The organism is Mucilaginibacter sp. cycad4, from assembly GCF_034263275.1.
Classification (GTDB): Bacteria; Bacteroidota; Bacteroidia; order Sphingobacteriales; family Sphingobacteriaceae; genus Mucilaginibacter.
The window spans coordinates 3,184,587-3,209,382 of sequence record NZ_CP139559.1 but is presented as its reverse complement, the minus strand read 5'-3'; the positions used below and the strand labels follow the sequence as shown (position 1 = coordinate 3,209,382).

At 43.5% G+C, this 24,796-nt stretch carries 21 protein-coding genes and 1 pseudogene; 18 read left to right on the top strand and 4 right to left on the bottom strand.

Annotated features, from left to right (window positions below; all coding sequences use genetic code 11):
* Window positions 1–365 precede the first annotated feature (365 nt).
* The 8 genes and pseudogenes from SNE26_RS12855 to SNE26_RS12815 all read left to right on the top strand — a co-directional run bounded on the left by SNE26_RS12855 (window position 366) and on the right by SNE26_RS12815 (window position 10,471).
* Window positions 366–1,610, top strand: coding sequence for an HlyD family efflux transporter periplasmic adaptor subunit (locus tag SNE26_RS12855; protein WP_321559754.1), 1,245 nt, complete (start codon window positions 366–368; stop codon window positions 1,608–1,610).
* 292 nt (window positions 1,611–1,902) lie between these two features.
* Window positions 1,903–2,996 (top strand): annotated as a pseudogene (locus tag SNE26_RS29540) (ISAs1 family transposase).
* A 159-nt stretch (window positions 2,997–3,155) separates the two neighbouring features.
* Window positions 3,156–4,613, top strand: coding sequence for a TolC family protein (locus SNE26_RS12840; protein ID WP_321559753.1), 1,458 nt, complete (start codon window positions 3,156–3,158; stop codon window positions 4,611–4,613).
* Between the two features lie 50 nt (window positions 4,614–4,663).
* Entirely contained in the window at window positions 4,664–5,329 is a 666-nt protein-coding gene (locus SNE26_RS12835; RefSeq protein WP_321559752.1) for an ABC transporter ATP-binding protein, read from the top strand.
* 24 nt (window positions 5,330–5,353) lie between these two features.
* Window positions 5,354–6,580: an ABC transporter permease gene (locus SNE26_RS12830; protein ID WP_321559751.1), complete on the top strand. Its 1,227-nt coding sequence runs from the start codon at window positions 5,354–5,356 to the stop codon at window positions 6,578–6,580.
* A gap of 26 nt (window positions 6,581–6,606) precedes the next feature.
* Window positions 6,607–7,791: an FtsX-like permease family protein gene (locus SNE26_RS12825; protein ID WP_321559750.1), complete on the top strand. Its 1,185-nt coding sequence runs from the start codon at window positions 6,607–6,609 to the stop codon at window positions 7,789–7,791.
* A gap of 21 nt (window positions 7,792–7,812) precedes the next feature.
* Window positions 7,813–9,186, top strand: coding sequence for a sigma-54 dependent transcriptional regulator (locus SNE26_RS12820; RefSeq protein ID WP_321559749.1), 1,374 nt, complete (start codon window positions 7,813–7,815; stop codon window positions 9,184–9,186).
* Entirely contained in the window at window positions 9,170–10,471 is a 1,302-nt protein-coding gene (locus SNE26_RS12815; protein WP_321559748.1) for an ATP-binding protein, read from the top strand. Before SNE26_RS12820 ends, SNE26_RS12815 begins: the two co-directional genes overlap by 17 nt.
* Before the next feature lie 315 nt (window positions 10,472–10,786).
* Here the strand turns inward: SNE26_RS12815 and SNE26_RS12810 are convergent, their stop codons facing one another.
* Both SNE26_RS12810 and SNE26_RS12805 read right to left on the bottom strand, forming a co-directional pair.
* Entirely contained in the window at window positions 10,787–11,722 is a 936-nt protein-coding gene (locus tag SNE26_RS12810) for an IS3 family transposase (protein ID WP_321554647.1), read from the bottom strand.
* An 8-nt stretch (window positions 11,723–11,730) separates the two neighbouring features.
* The gene (locus tag SNE26_RS12805; RefSeq protein WP_321555051.1) at window positions 11,731–12,132 is read right to left on the bottom strand and encodes a hypothetical protein; all 402 of its coding nucleotides are present in this window, start codon (window positions 12,130–12,132) and stop codon (window positions 11,731–11,733) included.
* Between the two features lie 398 nt (window positions 12,133–12,530).
* Between SNE26_RS12805 and SNE26_RS12800 the strand changes: the two genes are divergently transcribed.
* Together SNE26_RS12800 and uxuA are read left to right on the top strand one after the other, a co-directional pair.
* Window positions 12,531–14,201, top strand: coding sequence for a hypothetical protein (locus SNE26_RS12800; RefSeq protein WP_321559747.1), 1,671 nt, complete (start codon window positions 12,531–12,533; stop codon window positions 14,199–14,201).
* 560 nt (window positions 14,202–14,761) lie between these two features.
* Entirely contained in the window at window positions 14,762–15,955 is a 1,194-nt protein-coding gene (uxuA, locus tag SNE26_RS12795) for a mannonate dehydratase (protein ID WP_321559746.1), read from the top strand.
* An 81-nt stretch (window positions 15,956–16,036) separates the two neighbouring features.
* Here uxuA and SNE26_RS12790 read toward each other — a convergent pair whose 3' ends face one another.
* Window positions 16,037–16,399, bottom strand: a complete 363-nt coding sequence (locus tag SNE26_RS12790; RefSeq protein WP_321559745.1) for a nuclear transport factor 2 family protein — start codon at window positions 16,397–16,399, stop codon at window positions 16,037–16,039.
* Window positions 16,400–16,581: 182 nt separating this feature from the next.
* Here SNE26_RS12790 and SNE26_RS12785 point away from each other — a divergent pair, with 182 nt between their 5' ends.
* The 5 genes from SNE26_RS12785 to SNE26_RS12765 all read left to right on the top strand — a co-directional run bounded on the left by SNE26_RS12785 (window position 16,582) and on the right by SNE26_RS12765 (window position 20,549).
* Window positions 16,582–17,130, top strand: coding sequence for a sigma-70 family RNA polymerase sigma factor (locus SNE26_RS12785; protein WP_321559744.1), 549 nt, complete (start codon window positions 16,582–16,584; stop codon window positions 17,128–17,130).
* An 11-nt stretch (window positions 17,131–17,141) separates the two neighbouring features.
* Window positions 17,142–17,957 carry a zf-HC2 domain-containing protein gene (locus SNE26_RS12780; protein ID WP_321559743.1) on the top strand — a complete coding sequence of 272 codons (816 nt, stop codon included), beginning with the start codon at window positions 17,142–17,144 and terminating at the stop codon, window positions 17,955–17,957.
* 12 nt (window positions 17,958–17,969) lie between these two features.
* On the top strand, window positions 17,970–18,833 hold the full coding sequence (locus SNE26_RS12775) for a hypothetical protein (protein ID WP_321559742.1): 864 nt from the start codon (window positions 17,970–17,972) through the stop codon (window positions 18,831–18,833).
* 11 nt (window positions 18,834–18,844) lie between these two features.
* Window positions 18,845–19,669: a DUF4097 family beta strand repeat-containing protein gene (locus SNE26_RS12770; RefSeq protein ID WP_321559741.1), complete on the top strand. Its 825-nt coding sequence runs from the start codon at window positions 18,845–18,847 to the stop codon at window positions 19,667–19,669.
* Between the two features lie 469 nt (window positions 19,670–20,138).
* Window positions 20,139–20,549 carry an RNA-binding protein gene (locus SNE26_RS12765; protein WP_321559740.1) on the top strand — a complete coding sequence of 137 codons (411 nt, stop codon included), beginning with the start codon at window positions 20,139–20,141 and terminating at the stop codon, window positions 20,547–20,549.
* Between the two features lie 9 nt (window positions 20,550–20,558).
* Here SNE26_RS12765 and SNE26_RS12760 read toward each other — a convergent pair whose 3' ends face one another.
* On the bottom strand, window positions 20,559–21,902 hold the full coding sequence (locus SNE26_RS12760) for an FAD-binding protein (RefSeq protein WP_321559739.1): 1,344 nt from the start codon (window positions 21,900–21,902) through the stop codon (window positions 20,559–20,561).
* 251 nt (window positions 21,903–22,153) lie between these two features.
* Here SNE26_RS12760 and SNE26_RS12755 point away from each other — a divergent pair, with 251 nt between their 5' ends.
* From SNE26_RS12755 to SNE26_RS12745, 3 genes are all read left to right on the top strand, one after another.
* Window positions 22,154–22,795: a carbohydrate-binding family 9-like protein gene (locus tag SNE26_RS12755; protein WP_321559738.1), complete on the top strand. Its 642-nt coding sequence runs from the start codon at window positions 22,154–22,156 to the stop codon at window positions 22,793–22,795.
* Window positions 22,796–22,825: 30 nt separating this feature from the next.
* Window positions 22,826–24,121, top strand: a complete 1,296-nt coding sequence (locus SNE26_RS12750) for a sugar MFS transporter (RefSeq protein WP_321559737.1) — start codon at window positions 22,826–22,828, stop codon at window positions 24,119–24,121.
* A 498-nt stretch (window positions 24,122–24,619) separates the two neighbouring features.
* Window positions 24,620–24,796: a DUF3606 domain-containing protein gene (locus tag SNE26_RS12745; protein ID WP_175489907.1), complete on the top strand. Its 177-nt coding sequence runs from the start codon at window positions 24,620–24,622 to the stop codon at window positions 24,794–24,796.

The following is a 24,796-nucleotide window of genomic DNA, read 5'->3' as shown; positions in this document are numbered from 1 at the left end:
GATGTATACGCATGCAGATTCCATGTCCTGGACATCAATCATTATTTACAGTTATGTCATTATAAGCGATAGCGCGGCAATCTCGTAGCTAATGCCTATCGAATATGCAAAGCGGCTATGCATTGCAACGAGATTGCCATGTCGCCCCGGCGCTTTGCACATATAATGACCTAAGCTTAATATTTGAGTTGTTTTAATCCTCATATCATCCTCGCCATCAGCGCAATCAAAAACAATCAGCGGTCGGAATCAGATGTTTTGTCCGATACCGATCACTTTTTCAAAACCAAAAACATATAACTTATTGGTAATTAATGTTTTAATATTGGTATAGCTCTTGCAAAACCTTATCCAAATTTGTCATAATGGATAAGGAAATTACACTTGAAGTTACAGCTGCCAAACGCAAAAAAAACGCGGTTGTCATCATCAGCAGCATAGCTGTTTTGGTGCTTGCCGTAATGCTTTTGCGGGGATATATTAAATCAACCATTACCCGGTCTGAAATAACTACTGCCAAAGTTGAGATCGCCAATATCGAAAATACTATAAATGCTACCGGCGAGGTTTTGCCTGAGTTTGAGGAGATCATCACCAGCCCGATAAACGCTTCCATCAAAAGCGCGCTGATGGATGCAGGCAATAAGATCAAAGCCGGTCAATCGATATTAACGCTGGATAAATCGGCCACCCAAACCGATTATGAGAAACAAAAGTTTCAGCTCGAAACCAAACGCACAGAGATCAGCAAGCTTAAGCTTGATTTGAACAAAAGCTTCTACGACATCCAATCAAACAACGATATTAAACAGCTCCACATCAGCAACCTTGCCGATGCCGTTGAAAACGCCAAACGTCTGTACAAAGCCGGCGGCGGTACCCGCGAAAATATTGAACAGGCAGAGCTGAACCTTAAAGTTGCCCAGCTTGAAAAAAAGCAACTGGAAAACGAGATCAAAAGCAAGCAGCAAACCATGCAGCTGGAGATCAGGGAGGCGGAAATAGCTGCAGATATCCAGCAAAACGACCTTAAAGAATTACAACGTAAGCTTGACCTGGCCAACGTAGTGGCAACCCGCGCCGGTGTTATCACTTATGTAAACAAAAATATTGGCGCCAATATTCATGAGGGCGAAACCCTGGCCCGGATCGCCGACCTGGGCAGTTTCCGGATCCAGGGCAGTATGTCCGATAACTCTGCCGATCAGCTGCATAGCGGCTTGCCGGTTATTGTACGGATCAATGATGCCCAGCTAAGGGGGCATGTAAGCAACGTATCCCCATCGGTACAAAACAGCATAATTTCTTTCGATGTTCAGCTGGATGACCGGGCCAGCAAACTGCTCAGGCCCAATATGAAGGTTGACGTTTTTTTAGTAACGGCTACGCATAATAAGATCATGCGGGTGGCCAATGGCCCGGCATTTAAAGGCCCCTCCGTTCAGGACATTTTTGTACTGAACAACGGCAAAGCCGAACGCCGAACCGTACACATCGGCCTTACCAATTTTGATTATGTAGAGATCCGGGACGGCGTAAAACCCGGTGATATGGTCATTACATCGGACATGAGCGAATACAAAAACTCGAAGGAAGTAACGGTGAAGTAAACATCAGCCCCACCCAAACCCTCCCCGGAAGGGAGGGCTTAAAATAAGGAGAGAGGGTTATAAGAAAAAATTTGCCGCTGTTGGTGTTGTCACCACAGCCGTTAACCTAAGCAATTAATTGAACAAGGATTTTAAAAATCCTCTCAAGAGGGCGCGCGGAGGAACGAGTGGTGGCAGGGGTGTGTTTCTGCTACAAGCTTATCAAAGCAGAAACACACCCCTCCACCCCTCTCAAGAGCAGGGCTGTTGCATTCTAAATATTATAAGTTAACTTGAGGTCAAAAAAGTTAGGATGGATAAGAGCATATTAGCGTATTTATCAGAGTTACCGGATATAAGGCGAAAGGCAGGCCAGCGCCATGACCAGACTTTCATTCTGTTGCTTGTGTTAATGAGTACAATGAGCGGTTATCATGGCTATCGTTCGATGGGTGATTTTATAAAGCGGAATGAAGTCGATCTTTTGGCCTTCTTTCAGCCTAATAAAGCCCGCCTTCCAAGCTTTTATACTATAAGACGTGTAATACAAGATTTAGACTTTAACAGCTTAAATGAGAGTTTCCATAAATGGGCCAGTCAGCATATTGATTTGTCTAAAAATGAATGGCTACATATAGATGGTAAGGCAATGAAAGGGACGATGAGCGATTATTCTCTTGACAAACAACGATTTGTAAGCCTGGTAAGCTTGTATAGTAGCAGGAGTAATCAAGTCGTTGGCCATGGTTTGGTTGACAACTCAAAACAAAGTGAAATCTCTGTAGTTCAGCAGCTTATTTCCAGTTTAGGATTACAGGGGGTAACGTTTACACTTGACGCATTACATTGTCAAAAAAAACGGTAGAGGCTATTATTGATACAGATAACAATTATATAATAGGCGTGAAGAAGAATCAAAAGAACCTTTACAAAAAGATCGAAACCATTACATCGGACGAGGCAATGGTTTGTAGTAAGTTTGTTGAGTTGTTGAAAAACAAAGGGCGAATAGAACGTAGAACAGTTTGGGTGTACCCGGGAACAGAGGAAATCAGTAACACATGGGCTGGGGTAAGCCAACTTATTAAAGTGCATCGCTGGGTAAAAGAAAAAGGACGTATCCGGGAAGAATACGCCTTTTTCATCAGTAGCTTAATCGGTAATGCGCAAACATTCTGCCATGGTATTAAAAGCCATTGGAGTATAGAAAACAGTCTTCATTGGGTAAAGGACGTGACATTTAACGAAGACGCTTCACGAATTAGAACATCCAATGCGCCTGAAAATACTTCTGTGTTCAGAAACATAGTTATTAATGTATTTAGAATAAATGATTACCCAAACCTCGCACAAGCGCAAAGGCTTGTTTGCAACGATATCAACAGGTTAAAACAACTATTAAATTAGAATGCAACAGCCCTGCTCTCAAGAGGGGAATCGTACAATCCCTCGCTTCTTCCTTAAGTTAACGGCTGTGGTGACAACACCAACAACGGCGGCGGATAAAATATTAAAAATATAAAAGTAAAAGTCTTCCCCTTTAGGGGGAGATTTAGAGGGGGCATCATGAAAATACTATACATCATATTATTATTAACCATAAGCACAGAAGTGTTCGGCCGGAGTGGCAGCGATACCTTGCGACTAACCCTGCAGCAGGTGGTAGAGCTGGCAAAAGCCAATTCAATAGCTGCGAAGCAGGCCGCTACCGTACGCGAAACCAAGTATTGGGAATACCGCACCTACAAATCAAATTATCAACCGCAGCTGGCATTAAGCGGTACTTTACCGGGATATACCAAAACATTTTCGCAGGTGCAGCAGCCCGATGGTACCATACTTTTCCAGCCTATCCATAATGACAACTCGTCGTTACAGCTTAACTTTAGCCAGAGCATTACAGCCACCGGCGGTACTATTTATGGTACCACACAATTGCAGCGGTTTGATGATTTTGACAGGCATAACGTTTTGTATAACGGTATCCCTTATGGTATAAATTATTCACAGCCGTTGTTTCAGTTCAACAGCCTTAAATGGGATAAAAAAATTGAGCCTTTAAAGTTTAACGAAAGCAAGCAGGTTTACATTGAAGCCCAGGAAAAGATAGCAGTTGACGTGGAAGGCTATTTTTTCGACCTGCTGCTGGCCCAGGTAAACCTTAAAATTGCCGAAACCAATTTAACTAATACCCAGGGAATCTTAAAGGTGGCCAACCTCAAGTATGAGTTAGGAAAGGTATCTAAAAATGAGATCCTGCAATTGCAGCTTGAAAAGATCAACGCGCAGAAAGCCGTTGGTACGGCCAGGCGCGATATGGAGATTGCCACACTGAACCTGCGCAGTTTTACAGGGCAGGAAGGGAATGAAAGGATAGTACTGGTGGTGCCGAAAAATATCAGCCAGATGACCGTATCATCAGATAAAGTGCTGGCCGAAGCTTACGCCAACCGCTCGGATGCCATCGCTTTTTCACGCCGTATTGCAGAAGCAAAGCGCGATGTAGCTAAAGCCAAAGGGCAAAATGGTTTAACTGCCACGCTTACCGCCAGCCTGGGCTTTTCAAATACCGCTACCAATATCCCTGATGTATACAAGAACCCTCAAAACCAGCAATTGCTGCAGGTACAGCTCTCTATACCGATACTGGATTGGGGCAGGTCAAAATCGCGGGCTAAAACGGCTTTGGCTAACCAGCAGTTTACCGAATATGCTGTTGAGCAGGATAAGCAAACTTTTAAACAGCAGATAGTAACCCAGGTATCGCTTTTTAATGTAATGAAAGAGCAACTGGTTTATACCGCTCAGGCTGATAGCATAGCTGCTGAAAAATACCAGATAGCACGTGAACGCTATGTTTTAGGCGACCTGAGCATTACCGACCTTGGCATAGCCTTCCGTGAAAACGACCAGGCCCAGCGCGATTATGTAGCTGCCCTCCGTGATTTTTGGGGAGCTTACTACCAGTTGCGTTACCTTTCGCTCTACGACTTTGAAACAAACAAAAAAATCACTTATAACTAATCGCTATAAAAATTCAATAATTCAATAACTCAATAATTCAAACCTAAAATATGATACGTTTACAAAACATTGAAAAGGTATACCGTACCGATACCGTAGAAACCCTGGCCCTGAACAGCGTAAGCCTTGATATTGCCAAAGGCGAATTTTTATCCATTATGGGCCCCTCGGGCTGTGGCAAAAGCACCCTGCTTAACATTATGGGCCTGCTTGACGCGCCATCAAAAGGTGATATCAGGATTGACGATCAAAAAACAGAAGGGATGAACGATAAGCAACTGGCAGCTTTCCGCAATAAAAAGCTGGGCTTCATTTTTCAGAGCTATCACCTTATTAATGACCTGCAGGTGCTTGATAATGTAGAGCTGCCCTTGCTTTACCGGGATACCACCGCCAAACAACGCCGTGAACTGGCTGCAGAGGCACTGGAAAAAGTAGGGCTGGCCAATCGTTTAAAACATTTTCCTACGCAACTTTCAGGTGGTCAGCGGCAGCGTGTGGCCATAGCCAGGGCCATTGTAGGCAGGCCCGAAATTATTTTGGCCGATGAGCCTACCGGTAACCTGGATAGCGCCATGGGCAACGAGATCATGGAGATCCTCCTTAACCTTAACCGTAATGACGGCACCACTATAGTAATGGTAACGCATGATGAAAATATGGCGCATAAAACCCACCGTTTGGTGCGCCTGTTTGATGGGGCCCAGGTTCAATAATTAACCGGTTTTAAAATTAAAGTTATGCTTAAAAATTATTTTAAAATAGCCATAGCGGTATTGAAGCGCCGTAAGTTTTTTACGTTTATCAGCCTGTTCGGTATTAGTTTTACTTTGACCATATTGATGGTTTTAACTGCTTTTGTTGATAAAGTAGTAGGCGATAATTACCCGGATAAAAAACGCGACAGATCATTATATATTAACCGGATCCAGGAGTCGGGTAAGGACAATCTGCAGTCGAGCACGTTATCATATTACTTTTTGAGCCATTATACAGGCATGATGAAAACACCTGTAAAGGTTGCTATATCGTCAGCATTTAACGGTACCAATACTTACGTTAACAATAAGAAAATAGCAGTAAATTATAAGTATACCAATGCCGAATATTGGGACGTGCTTGACTATGATTTTACCGAAGGTAAGGCGTTCAATAACCTGCAGGTTACCAATGCAGATCGTGTTGCAGTGATATCTGAGGATATGAAACGCGAGTATTTTGGAGATGTACCCTCGGTAGTTGGTAAATACATTGAAGCAGATAACGTAAACTACCGGGTTATGGGCGTAGTTAAAAACGTACCCATAACCGATTATATGCTTTACAGCGATATCTACCTGCCCTATACTGTTTCAAAAGCTAATTATAAAGACAAAGGGTATATGGGGGGATATATGGGGATTTTATTAGCCAATTCGCCGGGCGATGTACAAAAGATGCATGATGAGTATGAAAACCTCATGAAAAGGGTCCCGGTTGAAAGGAAGGAGTTTACACACCTGTACAGCCATGCCAACACATTTTTGTCCGCTTATCTTGATACAGGTAATGAACAGCATTCAGGAGTGTCGATAGCGCTTTTGGCCATAAGTATATTTGTTTTCATATTTACCCTTTTACCAACGCTTAACCTGGTAAATATCAACATCACCCGAATTATGGAGCGCTCCTCAGAAATTGGGGTACGTAAAGCCTTTGGCGCATCATCCAAAACACTGGTTTACCAATTTATTGTCGAAAATCTGATTCTCACCTTGTTAGGGGGCGTGCTTGGTGTTGCGTTATCCCTGCTTGCACTCTATGTTATCAACAATGCAAATCTGATAGCCAACCTTGAATTGAGCATTAATTTTACGGTTCTGTTTATCGGCTTGCTGGTGTGCCTTGTTTTTGGCTTGTTATCGGGTGTGTACCCTGCATGGCGCATGTCAAAGTTAAATGTAGTTACGGCGCTTAAAGCCCAATAAAATATTCATCATTAATTAAAAATATTATGTTCAAGCATTTATTTAAACTCATCTGGAACAAAAAGAAGCAGAACTTTCTGCTCATGACCGAGATGCTGGTATCGTTCCTGGTACTGTTTGCGGTGTTTACGCTGATGGTTTACTATTACAGCAATTATAAAAAGCCCATGGGTATCGAATATCAAAACGTTTGGGTCATAAACTATGGTAATGCATATCAAACAAAAAATATCGATTCGCTTAACCTGTATTATGAAACGTTAAGAAAAACAATAAAATCATTGCCGCAGGTGCAGGAAATAAGCTTTTTGAGCAATAATATTCCGTTTTCTCAACAGGTTAATGAAAGCGCCTTAACCTTTAACGGAAAACACGTTAACCATTTAAATAATTTTACGGTTGAAGACGGCTATAAAGATGTACTTAACGTTCGGCTGCTTGAAGGCCGGTGGTTTAATAAACAGGATGCCGTTGCCAAAAACAAAATTGTTGTTATTGATGCTGCATTAAAGGAAGCAATCTTTGGTAATGAACCGGCTGCAGGCAAACTTTTGGGTAATGATAACGATAAGGACAGGCTAAAAGTAGTAGGCGTAATCCAAACCATAAAAAGAAATGGTGATTATGTAAATCCCGGCCCCGGGCTATATTTCAGAACCGATACCGGATCGTTCCGCTGGCTTGGCAAGATCCTGGTTAAAGTGGCTCCCGGTACCGATGCTGCCTTTGAAGGTCGGCTCTACAAAACTATGGCTAACTACATGAAAAATTCAAACGTGGAAATTGAGCACCTTACCAATAAGCTAAAAGACAGTAACTACTTTGCACTGGTGCCTATGATCATATTGGGTATTGTAAGTACCTTTTTGATTATTAATGTTGCGCTCGGCTTGTTTGGGGTATTGTGGTACAACATAAACAAGCGTAAAGGGGAGATAGGACTGCGCAGGGCCATTGGGGCTACCGGAAATTCAGTGTCATCCCAGTTGGTAAGCGAGTCCATGATCCTGGCTACGATTTCGCTTATTATAGGTGTGTTTTTCGCTGCACAGTTTCCCCTGCTTAATGTATTCGATCTGCCTGCCGGTATATATATTGGGGGGATGCTTTTATCTGTATTATTTGTTTATGTACTTGTGCTTATCTGTTCACTATACCCCGGCAAACAGGCGGCTGCAATTTACCCGGCTGTTGCTTTACACGAAGAATAATTACGATATTGACCGCATATTATGATATTGGTTATTGATGATGATATTGCCGTACGCACCTCGCTGATCCTGCTGTTAAAAAGCGAGGGTTATGACGCTGCAAGTACCGATGAGCCTGCCGAAGCCCTGAAGATCATTAAGAAAAAAGCGCCTGAGCTTGTTATTCTTGATCTTAATTTTTCGATAGATACCTCCGGGCAGGAGGGAATGGACCTGCTTGGAAAAATCAAGGCTATCAACGGCGCCATCCCGGTTATTCTCATCACCGGATGGGGGAGTATTGAGCTTGCGGTTAAAGGCATGAAGCTGGGGGCAAATGATTTTATCAACAAGCCATGGGTTAACGAGCATCTCATTCAATCGGTAAAAACCCTGCTCGACCTGCAGGATAAAAGGACGGAGCACCGCACCCGTAAGCAACTGGATAAAACTTACAATTTTGAAAACATTGTAGGCGAAGATGCCCGGATGCTTGATATCCTGGAAACTATAGGCCGGGTTGCTTCTACCGATGCTTCGGTATTGATCATGGGCGAAAGCGGTACGGGCAAGGAGTTGATTGCTGAAGCCATTCACCAAAATAGCCTTCGCCGTAATAAGCCATTCATTAAGGTGAATTTGGGTGGGATCTCTACTTCGTTGTTTGAAAGCGAAATGTTCGGCCACATCCGCGGAGCGTTTACTGATGCCCGGTTTGACAGGATAGGCCGCTTTGAAATGGCCAACAAAGGCACCATTTTTTTAGATGAAATAGGCGATCTGGATGCCAGCAGCCAGGTAAAGCTGCTTAGGGTATTGCAGGACCGTACTTATGAAGTATTGGGCAGCAGCCGTACAAAAACCGTTGATGCCCGCGTGATATGTGCCACTAATAAAAACCTGAACGAAATGGTGGCACGCAGTACTTTTCGCGAGGATTTGTTGTACCGGATCAACCTCATAACAGTTTACCTGCCCGCCCTGCGCGAGCGGCCTAAGGATATTCCTTTGCTGGTTAACTTTTTTATTAATAATTTAAAGCAGATCTATAACCGGCCAAATTTGTCGGTAGCACCATCAGCCTTGAAATGGCTGCAGCAGTTGCCATTACCGGGCAATATCAGGCAGTTGAAAAACCTTGTGGAGCGTTCCATTTTGGTGAGCCGGAAGGATGTGCTGAGCATTGATGACTTCCGGTCGCAGCTGGAAATGTCGCCCATAAAAAAGGGGAATATCCAGTTACCGGGCGTGGGCACTTTAACTTTAGAGGAGGTAGAGGTGGAAATGATAAAGCGGGCTTTAGATCACCATAAGAACAAGATAAGCAAAGCAGCGGCGGCGCTGGGCCTTACACGCAGCGCCCTGTACCGGCGGCTCGAAAAATACCAGATCCCATACGATGAAGTTGAGGACTAAATACATTTTATTTGTGGTGGTCCTGCACCTGCTTACCCTGGTGCTTGCATGGTTTATTTTCATCGACAATAAGATCTATTTTATCATAGCCGAAGCTTTTGTCCTTATCTCGGCAGTCGTGGCTATACAGCTTTACCGCCAGCTTGTATTGCCTTTAAAAATGTTACTGCAGGGTATTGAGGCTATAAAAGACAAAGATTTTAATGTGAAATTTCTTTCGACCGGCAAGCAGGAGGTTGACGCGCTGATTGATGTTTATAACCAGATGATGGACGAATTAAGAACTGAACGGACACGACAGGAGCAACAGCATTTCTTTTTAGAAAAGCTAATCCACACCTCGCCAACAGGTATCATCATCCTTGATTTTGATGACCGCGTGCAGCAGGTAAATCCTAAAGCGCTGCAGGCGCTGAACATGAGCGAAAAAGCATTGATAGGCGAACTGGCCGGCGAATTGAAACACCCGCTCTTTGCACAGATCAAAACCCTTAAATCGGGTGAAACCATAGTGGTTAAGCTGGATGGGATCAACTCATTCAAACTGCAAAAATCACACTTTATCGACCGGGGCTTTTCCCGTCATTTTATTATGCTGGAGGACTTGACTGCCGAGATCCTGGCAGCCGAAAAAAAGGTTTACGGTAAAGTGATCAGGATGATGGCGCATGAGGTGAACAATACCATAGGCCCTGTTAACTCCATCATGCAATCGGCCATGAAAACCGACCAGCTTTGGCAAAGTCACAATTTCGACCCGATAAAGGATGCACTACAGGTAGCGATGGACAGGAACCAGAACCTCAACCTTTTTATGCGCAATTTTGCCGATTTGGTGAAGCTGCCGCAAGCCAACAAGCAACCGGTTGTATTGCAAAAACTGATCGCCTCGGTAACAAAACTGATGAGTATCCGTGCCGGGGAAAAAGGGGTATCGCTTAATGCGGATTTACCCGAAGAACCTGTTAAGATCATGGCAGATGAACAACAATTGGAGCAGGCATTCATTAACATTGTAAAAAACGCTATCGAGGCTATTGATGACCAGGGATCAGTAACATTTACCATCAACCCCAAAGAAAAAAAGCTTGTTATTACCGATACAGGCAAAGGTATTACAGCCGAGCAAAATGACAACCTGTTTACCCCCTTCTTCAGCACCAAAAAAGACGGGCAAGGCATAGGCTTAACCCTGGTACGCGAAATTATGTTAAACCATGGCTTTGAGTTTTCGCTGAAAACTGTTGCCGAGCGGCAGACGGAGTTTGTGGTTTACTGGAGCTGAGGGCGACATCTTTCCGCCGCCGCCCGGCTCCAGCCCATAGCCATTAACTTAAGCAATTAATTAAACAAACGGGTTTTAAAAATCCTCTCGAGAGGGGGCGCGGAGGAACAAGCGGTAGCAGGGGTGTGTTTCTGCTACAAGCTTATCAAAGCAGAAACACACCCCTCCGCCCCTCTCAAGAGGGGAATCGCACAATCCCGCGCTTTTTCTTCCTTGATGTCCCCTCAGGGTCTCTCGCAGAGGACCCTGAGGTTCATCGCTGTTCTAAACATTGTCTCGTCCTAAAAAAAGTTTACATTTTATGAGATAGTCCTGTTATGTATTTACAAGTGTAGTGATGTCCTGTGATACGTTTACAATGTTAGTGTTTTTGCGATAATAGTTCTTCCACAATTTTTGAGGTAGCAAGCTTTTATCATGCACATGTTGGGGCGTTAGCAGACCGATACTGAAGTGTGGCCGGTGTTTGTTATACAACTCGATAGCTCTATCCAGTAATTGTTTTGCTTGTTGCTTATTCTCAGGCCGGTGATGCTTAAGATATTCTTCTTTAAGAATGCCGTTCATTCGTTCAGCAACGGCATTCTCTAATGGGTCACCGTTCTCGGTCATACTGATCTTGATGTATCTGTCCTGTAATAGCTTTACATAGCTTTCTGTGCAATATTGCACTCCCCGGTCCGAGTGATGTATAAGTGCCTCCGGCAATTGTTCAGGCAGGTCTTTTAAAGCCATTTTCAAGGCCTGTATCGTTTCGATCGTTTCTAAGGTATCAGCCAAATGATAGCCAACTACTTTGTGCGAATAAGCGTCCGTTATCAAACTGATGTACAAATGTTCTTCTTTTACTTTCCAGTAGGTGATATCGCTTACCCACAGTTGGTTAGGCCTGACGACCTCCAGGCTGCGTATGATATTCGGCCATCTGTTGAACCGGTGACCCGACCAGGTCGTCACATGCCGCCTGCGGCGTTTCTTTACTAACAGTCCATTAGCTGACAACAGGTCGAACAGTGCATCCCGTCCCATTTTAATGCCATGATCAAGCAAAAAAGGGTGCAGCTTTTCATAAAGCTTCCTGCCACCCATTGCCCGGTGGTCTTGGCGAATGCTGACAACCTCCTGCAATATAAGTGTATCCTCTATTCCAGATGCTTCTTGTTGCCAAAAGTGCTGATAATAGGCCTGACGGGTAATACCAAGTAACCGACATAATCGTACAAGGCTGATCCTTGTATACATGTCTTTCATCTCATGGATCACTTGGTATCCGACTTTTTTCGGATAGGAATATTAAGATCACGTTCAGCAATCTCGATCATACGCTTGTACATTTCACTGCGAAGCTGCTCATCTTCAAGCTGACGTTCGAGTTCTTTGATGCGTTGTTGTTCTTGCGACAAGGCACCTGTAGGCGGATCTTTATGGGGCTTCTTTGCGGGCAAGGATAGTGGTTTTACTGATGACAAATATCTGTCTTTTTCCGAAACTTCTGCATAACCTAACTTCTGCATCCAACGCGTTATGCCACTATGTATCTTGATATCATATTTCCTCAACAACGCCTTTTGACTAACACTGCCAGCCAAATACTCTTTGATAACTGAATGCTTAAATTCAAGTGAATAATGTCCTTTTCCATCAATAATGATCTTTTCCATGTAGTTTATTTTTGTGTAAACTCATTTCAGGACAAGACACATTTACCAGGATATTTAGAACGGCGAATCTGCACGGCGTATACATCAGGGTCCTCTGCGAGAGACCCTGATGGGACGTTAACTGTTGCTGAGCGGCAGACGGAATTTGTGGTTTATTGGGGGTGAAGTGGGGAGATAAAAAAGGAGGGGATAAAAAAATATCCGCCGCCGCCCGGCTCCAGCCGAGTGGCAATTATCAAGCGGCCTCCGGCCGCCGTGGCAAAAGCAGACCAGAGGAGAGAGCAGGGTAACGCAAATAAAATTCCATAATTGTATTAGTTTTTGCTTAATCCTTTTAGTAACGTTGTAAACCAATTTAAATGTTACCTTAACAGATAATCACTGCAATTAAATCTACTATGCAAAGACGGCATTTTATAAAAATTTCTGCAACTACCGCGGCTGCAATGCTTTTTAGCAGGCTTACTTATTCGGCTTCAAACGGGGCCGCGATGATGAACGCTCCGGACGAGGTTTGGGCTCAATCCGGTACCGGTTGGGTTAAGCTTAAGCCATCAAACGGATCACATTACAACTATAAAGATCTCAGCGTAACTCTTAAAACTAATGGCAATGCGCTTGGCGTTTATGTTTCATCGCCAAAACAGGAATTAAATAGCGTACGGTTAAAATGGAAACACAACACTGCAGCTTCAACTAAATTCCTGGGCGATCACTGGGAGCGTTCCTATGGCGATCTGCAATGGAAATCCATAGCTGCCGGTATTAAAAATCCGTGGTATGTAATTATACATGATGATAAGCAAACGGTCTGCTTCGGGGTAAAAACCGGCGCTAACAGTATTTGCTGGTGGGGCGTAAATAATGACAGCATTGAACTTACTTTAGATACAACTTCGGGCGGGGCAGGTGTATTGCTGGGCGACAGGCAACTGCATGCAGCCGATATCATAACTACTAATGCCAGGGCCAACGAAGATACTTTTGCCGCAACCCATCGCTTTTGTAAAATGATGTGCGAAAAGCCGCGCATTCCAAAACAACCGGTATATGGCATTAACGACTGGTATTTTGCCTATGGCAACAACTCGGCCGAACTGATCAAAAAAACTACCGCTATGATGGCCGAACTGGTTACAGATCATAGCAATAAGCCGTTTTCGGTAATTGATGCCGGTTGGGCAACCTATTCGCCGCTATTACCAGGCGATGGCGGCTGGAACGACGATTTTTCAAAGCCAAACGATAAGTTCAAGGATATGCATGCGCTGGGCGATGAGATCAAAAAATTGGGTATGCGCCCCGGCTTATGGATGCGCCCGCTTTGTGCTAAGCATGATGAAAAAGCCAGCCTGCTTGCGCCAAAGATCCCCGGCAGGGATGATCCTAAAAACCCAACGCTCGACCCAACCATCCCCGAAAATATAGCACGCATCAAACATAATTTTGATGTATACAAGCAATGGGGCTATGAAATGGTGAAGCACGATTTTTCAACTTATGACATTGCCGGGCGTTGGGGTTTTGATATGAAGGATAGCTTTGCTTCGCCGGGTTGGCACTTTAACGACAGGACAAAAACCAACGCCGAGATCATCCTGAACCTTTACCGCTCCATCCGCGAGGCTGCCGGCGACGGTATTTATGTAATTGGCTGCAACACCATGAGCCACCTTTCGGCAGGAATATTTGAGCTTTGCCGTATCGGCGATGATACCAGTGGTCATGAGTGGGCGCGTACCCGTAAAATGGGCGTTAACACACTGGCTTTCCGCCTGCCGCAGCATAACGCCTTTTATGCGGTAGATGGCGATTGCGTAGGCCTCACTACCGATATTGAGTGGAAAAGGAACAAGCAATGGCTGCAACTATTAGCCGAAAGCGGCGCGCCGCTGTTTATCTCCGGTCAGCCCGAAGCCATGGGCGAAGAGCAAAAGAAAGCCGTTAAAACAGCCTTTGCGCAGGCCGCCAAAGTACAGCCGCTTGGCGAGCCATTGGATTGGATGGAAACATTAACGCCCGCCAAATGGAAACTGAACGGCAGGGTGGTTGATTTTGACTGGGCGTAGGAAAGCTACTTAAAATGGCATAGCATAAGCTTTTTGTCATCCTGAGTATTTAAATCCGTTGGATACTGAAGTTGAAATGACATCTCCAAGCCGTCATGCTGTCCGCCGGCTGGCGGATCAGCACCCCACAAGAAAGGTAGGCGATTTGCTTAGCATGTGGTTTAGCGAGTGGGATGTTTGAAACAAGTTCAACATGACGATATCCCTTTAAATATGTCATGGGTAGCGATAGCGAAGAAATTCCCCTGTGCATTCACAACTCAAAATATTTGCAATTAACTGTTAGGCTATTAAAAAAATATAACGATTATTGGCGCGTGATAAATTACAGCCTGATATGGTTTACTGACATGGCTGTGTCAGTGTTCAACTTTTAAAAAGCAGGTGTTCAATTAAATATATTGGAAAATATTAAACTGTTGTTTATCAGTGTGTTAATTTTTTTTAGTATTTTACTGAACACTCAAGTGCTTGATTGTCAATGTTGATTTTTTTTGAAGTGTTCACACTTTTAAAAATTGAACACTCCTGTTTTTGAATATTAAACCTACGATATAAAAATGAGTGCTACCAATACAAGCAATACTTTCAGCATGATCAATACTATGCGCTGGTACGGCCCTAACGATCCTGTGAGTTTAGCCGATATCAGGCAGGCGGGGTGTACAGGCGTAGTAAGCGCCCTGCACCAGGTACCCAACGGCCAGGTATGGACAGTTGAGGCCATTAACGAACGCAAGGCCATTATCGAGGCTGCCGGGCTTACCTGGGATGTAGTTGAAAGCGTACCCGTACATGAAGCCATCAAAACCCAAACCGGCGACTATCTGCAATACATCGAAAACTATAAGCAAAGCCTGCAAAACCTGGCGGCCTGCGGTATCCACATAGTTACCTACAATTTTATGCCGGTACTTGACTGGACCCGTACCGATCTAAGCTTTACCGTTGAAGACGGTTCAAAAGCCCTCCGTTTTGAAAAAGCCGCTTTTATTGCCTTCGATGTATTCATGCTGAAAAGGGAAGGGGCCGAACAGGAGTACACTGCCGATGAGCTTGCCCGTGCCAAAGCCCGTTTTGACGGCATGAGCGATGATGACAAGCAACTGTTGCAGCGCAATATCATAGCCGGCTTACCAGGCAGCGAAGAAAGCTTTACGCTGGATAAATTCAGGGAAGCTTTGGCTGCCTATGACGGCATTGATGCGGAAAGGTTAAGGCAAAACCTGATCTTTTTCCTGCGGCAGGTTATCCCGGTTGCCGACGCCAATAATATAAAAATGGTTATCCACCCTGACGATCCGCCGTATGCCATTTTGGGCCTGCCGCGGGTAGTGAGCACCGCCCAACATATCAATGCACTTATTGAAGCCGTACCATCGTTAAACAATGGCTTATGCTTCTGCACCGGATCATACGGCGTACGGCCGGATAACGACCTGCCGGCCATGGTTAAACAATTTGGCGACAGGATCAATTTTATCCACCTGCGCAGTACCCGCAGCAACGAGTTTGGCGATTTTTATGAGGATAACCACCTGGAGGGTGATGTGGATATGTACGCTGTGGTAAAAGAGCTTGTACAGGTAATGAAGCAACGTAAATTAAGTATCCCTATGCGCCCCGATCACGGTCACCAGATGCTGGATGATCTTAAAAAGAAAACTAACCCCGGATATTCGGCCATTGGCAGGCTTCGCGGCCTTGCCGAGCTTAGGGGACTTGAGCTGGGAGTTATCCGCTCGATGGAATAATTTCTTGTATCCTGTGGGATAAAAACAAAAGGCCTTTGCGGAGAGCGAAGGCCTTTGTCATTTATTATTGGTTAGGTGCTCTTAACCCATGTTATAAAAAAACTGCTCGGCTATAATTTTTCCGTCTTTTACTTCATAAACGGCTATTTCATTCATTGGCATGCGGCCGCCTTCTTTATAGGTGACATCCATATCCATAGTTACCGCGAAAAAGTTACCGGTAACAATCGGGTCAGATACCTCACCGCTGTGTACTTCCTGTACCGAGGCATACCAATATTCTGTTTTGCCTTTAACAGCTTCTTTACCTTCAGTTAGTTCCATCGGCGAACCTTTTGGTTCACGGCTCACAATATTGGCTGCATAAAGCTCATCAATAGCCTGGGTATGTTGACCCTCGCGGCAATACTGTACTAATTTTTCTGCTACTTCGGTGGTGGTCATGATCTTATGGTTTTAATTGTTGATATAAAGTTAGTTAATAACACTTCAAACCAGTTGCCTGTTTGGTTTAAATTTCTGTTAAGTTTGATCTGCAATTGAATCCCCCGAAAAAAAATAAAAATTTTCTGTAACCATTTTACGCCGCCGAAGTACTTAAGGTATATTACATAATTACAAACTGATTGAACACGCTTACAGACAATGCCATTATGCTAAAGGTGAAAGCCGGCGACCTTGACAGGATGGGTATGCTCTTTGAGCGCTACAATCGGCAATTGTATGGCTTCCTGTTTCACATGACCTACCAGCGCGAGCTAAGCGAGGATATGGTACAGCAGGTGTTTTATAAAATGCTCAAGTACCGGCATACCTTTACCGGCACCGGCGAATATATTCACTGGATGTACTCCATTGCCCGCAATGTTTTAAAAGATCACTGGCGCAAAAACAAGCAGCAGGTTCAGCATGAGGGTGTGGAAGCCGCCGAAACCATAGCCGGAGGCCTGGTACCTGATGAAGCTTTTGAAAAAAAACAGGCCAAAGCCGGGCTGCATAAAGCAATGGAAAGGTTAAGCGAAAGCCAGCGCGAGATTTTGGCCCTGAGCCGTTTCCAGGAACTAAAATGCCAGGAGATAGCCGAAATACTGGGCATGACCGAAGGTACGGTGAAAGTGCGCATCCACCGGGCTATGCAGGAGCTGAAAAGTATTTATGTAAAAATGGAACGATAAAACAGTATAAGATGAAATGTGAGCTATATGAGGAACTGTTTACCGGTTGGATAAACAAAGAACTAAGTCCAGAGGAAAGGGGAGCTTTAGAACGGCATATCGCAGGCTGCGCCAACTGCCGTGAAGAGCTGCAGGGACTTCAGCAGATGTGGGATACAATGGGCCATATCGAAACGCCCGAACCATCGGCCAATATGGGGGTGAAGTTTTATGCCATGCTGGACACCTACAAGGAGTCGGTAAAAGAGCAAAGGAGCTTATGGGCTGATATTAAACACCAGGTAAGCCGGATCTGGGAGTGGCAGCCGCGCTGGCCAATGGTTTATAACCTGGCCATGATCATCATATTGGTAAGTGCAGGCTACTTGTTTTTCGGTAAAAACAAAAGTGATGACCAGGATAAACAATTGAAAGTCCTAAGCTCGCAGGTACATGAGCTTAAACAAACCATGATGCTGGCCCTGCTTGAAAATCCATCGGCTTCTGAGCGTATAAGGGGGGTAAGCTATACCAGCGAGATTAAACATGCAGATAAGCAGGTGATAGATGCTTTATTAGCTACGCTGAACAACGACCCAAATGTAAATGTACGCCTGAGCACGCTTGATGCGCTTACACACCTTACCGGTTACCCGGAGGTTAGGGAAGGCCTCATCAAGTCAATAGTTGAGCAGGATTCGCCGCTGATGCAACTGGCCATTGCCGATGTGATGCTGAAACTGCAGGAAAAACGGTCAGTAAAATCATTTAGAGAACTGCTGAAACAAAAAGACCTTGATCATGGCGTACGCGACAAAATCAAACAAACAATAACCCAACTTATTTAGATAAACCAAATCATGAAAAGATCACTATTGCCTGTTTTAGCAGGTTTGGGGCTTTGCCTTGCCCAAATTTCGGTCCATGCCCAGGATTATAAAGAGCATATCAGTAAGCAATTCACTTTGCAGGGAGCGGCTTCGGGCACTACACTGGCCATTTACAACATTTGGGGTTCGATAACCGTGCAGGGATATTCGGGCAACCAGGTATCAATTGAGGTAGATGAAACTATCCGGGGCAAAAATGCCGGTGATGTGGAAACAGGTAAAAAAGAAGTAAAACTGGGATTCGATCAAAAGGCCAATAGTATTATCGCTTACACGGCCGAACCCTACGACACCCGCCCGCGCCGCAACTGGAACCGCGAAGATCATCACCATATGGACTATACGGTAAAATTAGAGTACACTGTTAAAGTGCCCTATGGCATGAACCTGTGCGTATCAACCGTAAACGATGGTAATGTTGAAGTTAAAGATGTTTACGGCGCATTAAAAGTAAACAATGTAAACGGCGGTATAACCATTGCCAATGCCAAAGGTACAACCAGCGCACACACCATTAACGGGCCGCTTAACGTAACTTACCTGTCGGTGCCGCCCGATGTTTCCAGCTATTATACACTTAATGGTAAGCTTGAAGTAACTTATCCGGCTAACCTGGCGGCGGACCTGGAATTTAAAAGCATGAACGGACAATTTTATACCGATTTTCCGGATGCCGAAATTTTGCCTACAAGAGTAAGTAAAACCGAATCAAAAAGCGGAAGCGGCACTACTTACAAACTTAGTAAAAATAATGGTGTACGGATAGGGGCGGGTGGCAAGCTATTTAAGTTTGAAACACTTAACGGCAATATTTATATCAAAAAACAACAATAAAAAATAACAACATGAAAACGATAAGATTTACAGGAACATTAATATTTGCTGTGCTGCTGAGCGCCAGGCTTTGGGCGCAGGACGGCGAAAAAGGGCAGTTGGTTGTGCCGTTAAGTGATCCGGGAAAACCATATAAACTGGAAGTGGGACTGGTTAATGGTTCAATAACCATAACAGGTTATGAGGGTAAGGATATTATTATTGATGCCCAGGGCGAAGAAAGAAAACACCGTGAAAAGGAACCGGCACCGGGAGGAATGAGGCGTTTATCGGCCGGAAGCAATCTTGATGTGCAGGCCCAGGAAAACAATAACCAGGTAAACGTTCATGGCAGCCCTAATAAAACTACTAATTTGACTATTAAAGTGCCCATGAACAGTACCAGCGTTAAATTATCTACGGTAAATAATGGTAATATCAATGCCAGCAACATCAGCGGCGACCTGGAGATCAGGAATGTTAATGGTTATATCAAACTAAACAATATATCAGGATCTGTAGTGGCCAATACGGTTAACGGCAATGTTGAAGTTACCTTTAAAAGTATTGATGCAAAAGCAGCTATGGCATTTTCAACACTTAACGGCAAGGTCGACGTTACATTCCCGGCAAGCCTTAAAGCTAATGTAAAATTAAAATCAGACCAGGGTGATATCTTTACCGATTTTGATGTGGTAACTGAGCAGCGTAAGCCGGTTGTTACAAAAAATAGCGGTGAAAAGGGGATGTACAGCCTGAAAATGGAGGATTGGGTTTATGGAAAAATAGCCGGTGGCGGTCCCGAACTATTAATGAAAACCACCTTCGGCAGTCTTTATATCCGTAAGACAAAATAATTAAGCAGTGTTTAATAAGTTTTAACCAGGTATTGGCAATGTTGGGGAATCTGTGGGTAATTTTATCAGCAAATTTCACCGGTTAAATGATAATGCATGGCTTTATGAGTATTGAGAAAATAAAATTAAACCATTGAATTGTCAACCGGTGCTCATATTATAATCGATCCTGTAAATAGCATCAATCTATAATGATACTGCGCATGTTCATGAGACCGGCATAAGGCTGTTAAGTGAAAAGCAAGTAGTTGATTATGAGTTGAAATAATAACCTGGGCGCTAAAAAGATTCGAATGGGAGTGATCCAATACAATTTATTATACAATTAGTGTGAAATTGGCGTTCCGGGATGCGATCCGGAACGCTTTTTTTATAAATAAGCCTTTAACAGACGGTTGAGCAATAGGCTAAACCATTTTTGTGCACTATATTTGCTGACTGGTTACCTATTGCAATTACATAGTAAAGTATGATTAAGCTTTTTATCGTGGGTTTTCCACGAGATATGGAAGAAATTGAACTTGTTGAACTGTTCAGTGCTTATGGCACGGTAAGTACCGTGCGGATAATTACCGATAAAGACAGCGGCATTAGTAAAGGTTATGGTTTTTTAGAAATGACTGATGAGGCAGGCGCTCAACGTGCAATTGACGCTATGAACGGTGCTACTATCGATGAGCGTGAAATAAGCGTGAGGGTAGCTGAGCAAAAGCACCAGCCGCAGCAACAGCAGCAATTTTCAAAACCCAAAGCTGGTTTTAACAAAGTAAAGCCGCAAGGTTATAATAAGCCCCGCTTTCCGCGCGAAAACAATCGTTATGAGCAACAGGAAGCAGCTGCGCCGGTTAGGGCAAAGCGCCCGCGCAGGCAGCAGCCATAAGCTTTAATTTCAGGAATTATAAAGTTCTTGTGTTAAAAATTGGTTCCTGAATTTTCCATGCGGATCATATTCGGCAACCAGAGCTTTAAAAGCATCCATCTTTTCGTAACGTGCCGCTAATGTTTTAGCCGGAATGGTAAAGATCTTACCCCAGTGCGGCCTTGCCTTAAACGGAGAAAGCTCCCGTTCAATTTGAGGGAGTAATTTCAAGACGGCTTCTGTTTCCTGTTTCCAGGTGAAATGGATAGCCACCGATTTCTGATTATGCGCAGGGCTCATCCACAAATCATCAGCGGCAATGGTACGGATCTCGGTAATAAAGAGGTGCGGGCCAATCTGCTTCCCTAATCGCGCCACAGCTTCAATAGCCTCCACAGCATGATCAAAGGGCACAAAAAACTCTGATTGCAGTTCTTTGCCGCTGCTTGGTGTAAACCCCATTTTAAAATGCGGCAACCGCTCATACCAGGGGCCGGGAACGCCCATTTGTTCGGTACAGTTTTCTGCAGAGAGCGCTATGATAGGGTGCAGGTTTTGGGTAGCCGCTTTTGCCCCGTAAAACTCTTTCAGGTTTTCATCTTTATCTGTACCTATCCGGCTTTTTATCCAAACCTCGTTAATATGGTGGCTTTGCCAGTCGGTAAACAGGCTGACACTATACCCGGCCGAAACAATTTTTTCAAAATGCTGCTTTAATTCGCTCATAGGCAAGCCGGTAAATACATGTTGCTTCATCATGTAAGTTGGCTGTATTTGCAATGTAACTTTAGTGATTACGCCTAAGGCGCCAAGCCCAACCACTGCTGCATTTAGCTTAGCTGCATCTTTTGTTTTTGAAAGATGAACAATACTTCCATCAGCTTTAACAATCTCCAAACCAAGCACCGCGCTTGAAAGATTGCCGTTTTTTACGCCCGAGCCATGTGTGGCCGTTGTAATTGACCCTGCTACTGAAATGTGTGGCAAAGAGGCCAGGTTATGCAGGGCAAAGCCTTCTTTATGCAGGTATGGCGCAAGTTCGCCGTATTTTATCCCGCCTTCAACAGTAACAGTATGATTTTGCCTGTCAAGTGATACCACCTTGTTCAGGTCGCGTGTGGAGAGCAGGTTATCTTTACTATCAGCAATGGTATTAAAGCAGTGCCTTGTGCCCAGGGCTTTTATTTTATCGTGTTTTTTAATCAGTTGTTGTACTTCTTCAACCGATTTGGGGTAAAATACATTGCCCGTGCTGTAAGTTAAATTGCCCGACCAGTTTTGCAGGCGGGGTTGTTGTGCAAATGATTCGAGTGATGATAATAAGGGAGATGCCATCAAGGTAGTACTTAATTGAATGAAAGTTTTTCTTTTCATAACAAATTGGTTAGCACAAGGTAGCTAATTATTGAACAGAAGTGAAGGGGAAATTATATGCAGCTTGTCAGGATTTACCTGGCTTGAAAAGTTTTTATATTTTTTTAATAAGTAAATGTAGATTTTTAAAAAATTTATAAACTTTTTATTTATTTTGGTAAAAAAATTAACATTGGGATGTTAATTCAACGTTATTCATTGATTTGGAATGCGCTTTTGGTAAATTGAAAAAAAATATCTTATAAAACATAGTGAAGGAAGTTTACGCCCCCTTTATTCCGGGTACTTACAATGAAAATAACCTTGATGAGCTATCTGTTTTGCTCGAAAAAGGAAAAAAGTACGCTATCGATAATCTTTTATGGAGTGATACAGGATATTTTCCATCGGTTAGTTTTTCAATAGCACATACCGGGGATGGTATCGCATTAAAGTATTTTGTAAAAGAGCAACATACCAGCGCGACTTATAAAACAGTAAACGACCCTGTTTATAAAGACAGCTGTGTTGAATTTTTTATAAGTTTTGGCGATGGCCAATATTACAACCTGGAATTTAATGCCCTCGGGACTGCACTGGTAGGCTTCGGTGAAGACCGCCACGGAAGGACCCCGGTTCCCGATGATCGGGTGAGCAGCATAAAAGCCCTGAGTAATATCAATTGGGCTGAAAATACAGATGGTTTTAATACCTGGGATTTGACATTGCTGGTCCCTTTTGATGTTTTTATTTATCATGATATCAAAACATTAAATGGAACTACCAGTCAAGCAAACTTTTTTAAATGCGGCGATGACCTGCCCCAACCACATTTTATAAGCTGGAGCAACATAGACAGCCCCGTGCCTGATTTTCATTTGTCGCAGTTTTTTGGAACGATAAAATTCATTTAAAGTAAAATTCCTCTAATTAAACAACATACTATGGCCCAGGCAACAAGTTCAGTACTCGAATCGCCGGTAAAAAAATCAGCGATAAACCCGATAGTTATTATCGGGGCCTTATTTTTCATTTTTGGTTTTGTAACCTGGATGAATGGTACACTCATTCCCTACTTAAAAATAGCGTGTGAGCTGAGTACCAGGGAAGCATATTTTGTAACTACAGCTTTTTACATTGCTTACGTTGTTATGGGCATCCCTGCAGGTAAAACCATCAAAAAGTTTGGCTTTAAAAACGGAATGGCCATAGGCTTATTTGTAATGGCTTTAGGCGCATTGATATTTATCCCCGCTGCAATGAGCCGTACTTACGGGATATTTTTAATCGGCCTGTTTGTTCAGGGTACCGGACTAACTGTGTTACAAACCGCTTCAAACCCCTATATCACTATTTTAGGGCCTGCCGAAACTGCCGCCCGACGGATCAGTATTATGGGGATCTGTAACAAAATTGCCGGCGCTTTGGCTCCTGTAATTTTGGGCACGGTGGTACTTGCCAATATTGATTCGATAACCGAAAAACTTAAAACTTTGAGTGCAACAGAAAAGGCACTGGAGTTAAATGAGCTGGCATCAAGGGTGATTATGCCTTACAGCATCATGGTGGTAGTTTTGATTTTGCTGGCCATTCTTATTTATTTTTCGTCGTTACCGGAGATCAACACCGAGCATGAAGACGAAACCGTAGCTGCGGCAAATACCAATAAAACAAGTATTGTACAGTTTCCGCATCTGATGCTTGGGGTAGCAACCTTGTTTGTTTATGTAGGTGCCGAAGTTATTGCCGGCGATTCAATTTCACTTTACGGCACTTCTCAGCATATCCCATTATCAACAGCTAAGTTTTTTACATCATGTACTTTGATCTCCATGATTGCGGGCTACCTGGTTGGTGTTTTCTGTATCCCGAAACTAATCACACAACAGAAAGCGTTGGTAGGTTCGGCAATTTTGGGCATCCTTTTAACCATTGCAACGTTGCTAACTCATGGCTATGCATCGGTGTTTTGTATTGCATTGCTTGGTTTGGCCAATTCGTTAATGTGGCCGGCTATATGGCCGCTGGCATTGGCCGGTTTAGGCCGGTTTACCAAAATAGCATCTTCATTATTGGTTATGGGTATTGCAGGCGGCGCTGTTTTACCTCCGCTCTACGGCTATTTTTCGGAGAAGTTTTCGGCGCAGTCTGCCTATATTTTGCTTATTCCTATTTATCTGTTTATTCTTTTTTATTCAACAATAGGGCATAAGGCCGGCAGGCAAAACATAAAAGCCTGATCGTAGCATCCCTTTGCGCGTTTTATCTAAAAGCCTGAGAAGTTCTACTTCTCAGGCTTTGTTGTTTGAAAACTGCCCTGAATACAATTTAAAAACTGGTTATGTTATTAATAATTGTATTGGTTATTTACGGCTAATAATCGTTATATAATCGTCAATACTCGAAATATAGTGAATTTTAATTTAGTGGTATTGATGTAATTTGCTGGTATCTAAATAGTTAATAAATGGCATGCCGTGTGTATAAGTTCTAAAACAAACTGAATTAAAAACATCTGAAAAAATCAACTATGGAAATGTTTATATTCTGGATAACCCGCCTGGTATTGCTTGCCTGCCTTGCTATACTGGTTTACATGATGATGCCAAACTACGCCGAACAGGGCGACGGATGGGACTAAAATATGCTGATTAATAAATTTTATTACAATAATTTATTAATTAATAATCAAACCTTTAATTGGCCGATCTGTTAATATATCAATCATAAAACTAATCATGAACAACAGGAACAAAGCGGGATTGCATGACAACAGCCTCATCAATACCAGCGAAAATTATGAGGTTGAGTACTGGGCAAACAAATTTGGTGTTCGCCCCGAAAGGTTAAAAACAGCAGTACGTGCTGTTGGAAATTCAGCAGCCGCAGTAGCCAAGTTTTTGAACAACAAATAG

What these genes read in the sequence shown, in the direction of transcription:
- SNE26_RS12745 (WP_175489907.1), top strand. Translation starts at nt 24,620, where the DNA reads ATGAACAACAGGAACAAAGCGGGATTGCATGACAACAGCCTCATCAAT.
- SNE26_RS12770 (WP_321559741.1), top strand. Translation starts at nt 18,845, where the DNA reads ATGAAAACGATAAGATTTACAGGAACATTAATATTTGCTGTGCTGCTG.
- SNE26_RS12760 (WP_321559739.1), bottom strand. Translation starts at nt 21,902, where the DNA reads ATGAAAAGAAAAACTTTCATTCAATTAAGTACTACCTTGATGGCATCT.
- SNE26_RS12830 (WP_321559751.1), top strand. Translation starts at nt 5,354, where the DNA reads ATGCTTAAAAATTATTTTAAAATAGCCATAGCGGTATTGAAGCGCCGT.
- SNE26_RS12790 (WP_321559745.1), bottom strand. Translation starts at nt 16,399, where the DNA reads ATGACCACCACCGAAGTAGCAGAAAAATTAGTACAGTATTGCCGCGAG.
- SNE26_RS12855 (WP_321559754.1), top strand. Translation starts at nt 366, where the DNA reads ATGGATAAGGAAATTACACTTGAAGTTACAGCTGCCAAACGCAAAAAA.
- SNE26_RS12815 (WP_321559748.1), top strand. Translation starts at nt 9,170, where the DNA reads ATGAAGTTGAGGACTAAATACATTTTATTTGTGGTGGTCCTGCACCTG.
- uxuA (WP_321559746.1), top strand. Translation starts at nt 14,762, where the DNA reads ATGAGTGCTACCAATACAAGCAATACTTTCAGCATGATCAATACTATG.
- SNE26_RS12780 (WP_321559743.1), top strand. Translation starts at nt 17,142, where the DNA reads ATGAAATGTGAGCTATATGAGGAACTGTTTACCGGTTGGATAAACAAA.
- SNE26_RS12800 (WP_321559747.1), top strand. Translation starts at nt 12,531, where the DNA reads ATGCAAAGACGGCATTTTATAAAAATTTCTGCAACTACCGCGGCTGCA.
- SNE26_RS12750 (WP_321559737.1), top strand. Translation starts at nt 22,826, where the DNA reads ATGGCCCAGGCAACAAGTTCAGTACTCGAATCGCCGGTAAAAAAATCA.
- SNE26_RS12840 (WP_321559753.1), top strand. Translation starts at nt 3,156, where the DNA reads ATGAAAATACTATACATCATATTATTATTAACCATAAGCACAGAAGTG.
- SNE26_RS12825 (WP_321559750.1), top strand. Translation starts at nt 6,607, where the DNA reads ATGTTCAAGCATTTATTTAAACTCATCTGGAACAAAAAGAAGCAGAAC.
- SNE26_RS12835 (WP_321559752.1), top strand. Translation starts at nt 4,664, where the DNA reads ATGATACGTTTACAAAACATTGAAAAGGTATACCGTACCGATACCGTA.
- SNE26_RS12820 (WP_321559749.1), top strand. Translation starts at nt 7,813, where the DNA reads ATGATATTGGTTATTGATGATGATATTGCCGTACGCACCTCGCTGATC.
- SNE26_RS12775 (WP_321559742.1), top strand. Translation starts at nt 17,970, where the DNA reads ATGAAAAGATCACTATTGCCTGTTTTAGCAGGTTTGGGGCTTTGCCTT.
- SNE26_RS12765 (WP_321559740.1), top strand. Translation starts at nt 20,139, where the DNA reads ATGATTAAGCTTTTTATCGTGGGTTTTCCACGAGATATGGAAGAAATT.
- SNE26_RS12805 (WP_321555051.1), bottom strand. Translation starts at nt 12,132, where the DNA reads ATGGAAAAGATCATTATTGATGGAAAAGGACATTATTCACTTGAATTT.
- SNE26_RS12810 (WP_321554647.1), bottom strand. Translation starts at nt 11,722, where the DNA reads ATGAAAGACATGTATACAAGGATCAGCCTTGTACGATTATGTCGGTTA.